General features: G+C 68.6%; 2 protein-coding genes and 1 pseudogene. All 3 read left to right on the top strand.

Translation table 11 applies throughout. From position 1 onward, the window contains the following. Window position 1 precedes the first annotated feature (1 nt). A complete protein-coding gene (locus EB084_21180; GenBank protein ID NDD30777.1) occupies window positions 2-1,276 on the top strand; it encodes a hypothetical protein in 1,275 nt (424 codons plus the stop codon). A gap of 48 nt (window positions 1,277-1,324) precedes the next feature. Then, window positions 1,325-2,095: pseudogene (locus tag EB084_21175) on the top strand (tetratricopeptide repeat protein). A gap of 327 nt (window positions 2,096-2,422) precedes the next feature. Next, the coding region (locus EB084_21170) for a CHAT domain-containing protein (protein ID NDD30776.1) at window positions 2,423-4,020 on the top strand (1,598 nt) is incomplete at its 3' end.

The raw sequence follows: 4,020 nt of genomic DNA, 5'->3' as shown, positions 1-4,020 counted from the left end.
TATGGGCCCTTCAGGTCGCTCACGGAAGGGCCGCGTCGCCCGAAACGCGAAGCTTGCCCTCCTCATGCACAAGCCCATCTCACGCCCCCACCGACCTGCGCCGTCGCAACCGCACGCCGCCGCGCACAGACCGAGCGCCGTGCAGCCCTCCCCCACCCGTGTCGTCGCACTGCTCATCGCGCTGCTCATCATGCTCGCCTCGACGCCCCAGCGCGCTGTCGCGGCACCCGCCAGCGCCGACGCCTGGAACCCGCAGCGCACGTGGGTCTTCGTGGTGGGCATCCTCGAGTGGAAGGATGCCCAGACCTACGCGCCATTTCCCAAGACCAACCGCCGCGACGTGCAGCTCGAGCAGCTGCTGGTTCGGCGTGGCGTGCCGCAAGACCACATCGTCTCCCTGCACGACCGCGCCGCCACCCGCCCCGCGGTGCTGAAGGCCTACCGCGACCTGCTGGCCCGCACGGCGCCGGGCGATGAGCTGATCGTGTACTTCTGCGGACATGGCGACAAGACCGAAGACGGCGAAGGCTGGTTCGTCACCTACGACGCGGGCAGCAGCTCGCAGGCCACCACGTGGTCGATGCGCTCGGTGGTAACTGACCTCCAGGCGGGATTCAAGGGCCGGCGCGCGCTGCTGCTGGCCGACTGCTGCTACTCCGGGACCATGGCCGAGAACACCCGCGAAAGCCGCGGACAGACGCCCGTGGCGGCATTGACCTCGTCATCATCGTCCACCGAATCGACCGGCAACTGGACCTTCACTGAATCGGTGATCGCCGGGCTGCAGGGAGACGCGAGCGTCGATCTCGATCACGACGGCGACATCACCCTCGACGAGATCGCCCGCTACACCCTCGGTGAGATGCGCTTCGCCGATGGCCAGCGGTCGACGTTCCGCACCACGAAGGCCTACGGCGCGTCTCCGCGCATGGCCGGCGTATCCGCGCAGGCGAAGCCCCGGCAGGGCGAGCACGTCGAGGTGAGCACCGAGGGTGCCTGGTGGAAGGCCCGGGTGCTCGACAGTCGCGCGAAGGAGGTGCGCGTCCACTACTACGGCTACGAGACCTCCGACGACGCGTGGGTTCCCCTGTCGAAGGTTCGCGTCGAGAAGACGAAGACGTACCCCACAGGCGCGACCGTCCAGGTTCTCTGGAAGAAGGTCTGGTATCCGGCGACAGTGCTGCAGGTGCAGGATAGCCTCCACCTCATCCACTACGAGGGCTACCCGGCCACCTGGGATGAGTGGGTCGACGTCCGACGCATGAAGGCGCGCTGAGCGACCCGCGCAAAGGAGGTTGCACGCGTTCACGCGCGTGCCGTTTCGATGACGAGATCAAGGACATCCCTCATCGCAAGGGGCTGCCATGTGTTTCTTGCGATGCTCCTGATCGGTCGCCTCGCGTGCGCGAACGAGGCTCCCCTGCGTCCGGGACATCCAGTGACGCGGACGCGGGTCACCCCGCACGGTGATTCCTGGGCCTTGCGCCTTCCAGCCGACACGTGCGCGGTGATCGAGGTGACGCAGCGACAGGCCGACCTGCGCGTCGAGGTCTTGGCACCCGACGGCCAGCTGCTCACCGTCTTCGACACCCCCGATCAAGACACAGGCGTTGAACGGTTGCGCGTCGTGACGCAAGCCGCGGGAACCTGCTCGGTGCGCGTGACGCCGACACGACCCGGAGGCGGATACGACATCACCCTCGTGGAGGTGCGTCGCGCAACCCCGCTCGACCACCGGGTCATGCAGGCCCAGCGCGCCTACATGCAGGCGGAGGCGCTGCGCAAGCAGGGCACCGAGGCCTCGCAGCGCGCAAGCCTCGCGCTCTACCAGCAATCGATTGCGGGATTCGCAGAAGGAGGCGAGGTGCGCGCTCACGGGGTCGCGCTGAACAGCCGGGCCATTGTGCTCTCCGTGCTGGGAGATGTGCCGGGATCCATCCGCGACCTCGAGGAGAGCCTCAGATGTCGGCGCGCCGCCCGTGATCGCGCTGGCGAAGCCCAGACCCTGGCCAACCTGGGCATTCAGCTCGAGCGGGCGGGCCGCCTGCGGGAAGCGCTCGCCCACTACACCGTCTCCCTCGAGACGCGCAGGCAGATCGGCGACCGCTGGGGCGTGGCAAACGCACTCACACGTCTGGGCATGCTCTACTCGAGTCTCAACGATCTGGCGCGAGCCGACCACCTGCTGGCCCAGGCCCAGGCCAGGTGGCGCGAACTGGGCGACGAGCAGTGGGAGCTGATCTCGATCGTCGAGCGGGCCCGCCTGCAGATCGCCCTGGGTCACCCACGCGCAGCCATCGACCTGTACAAGCGCGCCGCGGCGCTTCACCCGAGCGGCCGAGGCCGCCTCGCCCAGGCCAGCGCCCTCATCGATCTCGGCTGGTGCGCGTTGAGCGCGGGAGACACACGAGACGCCCGAGACTTGTTCTCTCGCGCGCTCGACCTGGCCACCCTGACCGGCTCGGTCGACGCGCAATCACGCGCCCGAATGGGCGAGGCCTTTGCATGGATGCGTGAGGCGCAAGAGCGCAGTGGAGCCGCGCGCGCAGACGCCCTTCGCGTCGCCCGCACCTCGGGCATGCAGGCCTGGATGCTCGCGCGGACCCTCGGCCGCCAGGACGAGGCCGACGCCCTCTCCATCCTGATGCAGATCTTCACCGCGCGAGGAGAGCGCAATGCGGCCATCATCGCGGGCACCATGGCGGTCGACGCCTACACCCAGATCGGTCGAGACCTCAGCGGGGTTGCGCCCCGGCTTCAGCAGCAGTACGTGCAGGCGCGCGGCGATACGTTCCGCCGCCTGGCCCGCCTGCTCATCGACGAAGGACGGCTGCTCGAGGCCGAGCACGTGCTGGTCATGCTCAAGGCGGAGGAATACACACGCTTCCTGCGTGGAGGGGGACACGCATCTCCCGCGCTCAGCAGCGCGAGCACCCCCGACATCACGCGCTGCATCGCACTGGCCGACCGCGCGGCGACCCTGGCGCGAACGTGCGAAGACATGCGGGCGCGCGGCTTCCGCTCGCCCGAGGAGAAGAAGCAGTACCTGAGCCTGCGCGACGAGCTGGCCGCGGCGAACGAGGCCGTGCTCCGCTTCTTCGACGAGCAGCGTGGCGCTTCGAAGAATACCGCGGACATCACCGATCTGGAGAAGTCGACAAGCGCCATCATGTCAGATCTGGGCGAGCTGGGCCCCGATGTGGTCGCCCTCTATCCCCTGGTGCTCGACGACAGCGTCAGCATCATCATGGTGACCCCACAGGCGCGCATCGCCCGCCGCTACCAGCCTCCCCCCGGCAAGCCCTTCCATCGCGCCGACCTGCGCGCGCAGGTTGCCGGCCTGCGCGAGGCACTGCAGAATCCGAGCCTCGATCCCCGCCCCAGGGCGCGGGCGCTCTACGACATCATCGTGGGTCCTGTCGCCGAAGATCTTCGTCGCTATCACGCCAAGACAATCATGTGGTTCGTCGACGGCGAGCTTCGGTATGTGCCCATTGGGGCGCTGTTCGATGGCCACCACTATCTCGTCGAGTCGTACCGGATGGAGACAGCCACCCTGGCGAGCCTGCCTCGGCTGAAGGACGTTCCCCGCCCGCGCTGGCGCGGTCTGGGGCTCGGCGTCTCTCGCGCACACGCGGTGACCGTCGACGGGGGAGAGCGCGACGATTTTCCCGCGCTGCCCTTCGTGCGCGATGAGCTGCGCATCATCGGCGAGAGCGCCCAGGCGCGAGACGGCGCCCTGTTCGATGGCCGCGTCCTGCTCGACGAGGGCTTCACCGCCGACGCCCTGCGAGAAGCCCTGCTGCCGGACGCCGAGGGCGGGTTCTCGCTCGTGCACATCGCAAGCCACTTCCAGTTCCTGCCCGGTGACGTCTCGCGCTCCTATCTGCTGCTGGGAGATGGGCGGCCGCTGCCCCTGTCGTGGTTCAACCGCCGCGGCGAGCAGATCTTCCGCGGCGTCGACCTGCTGACGTTGTCGGCGTGCAACACTGCCACCGGCGCAATGTCGGCCGACGGGGT

The organism is Pseudomonadota bacterium (assembly GCA_010028905.1).
GTDB lineage: Bacteria > Vulcanimicrobiota > Xenobia > RGZZ01 > RGZZ01 > RGZZ01.
The sequence above is the reverse complement of the archived record's forward strand: the minus strand, read 5'-3'. Positions and strand labels throughout refer to the sequence as shown.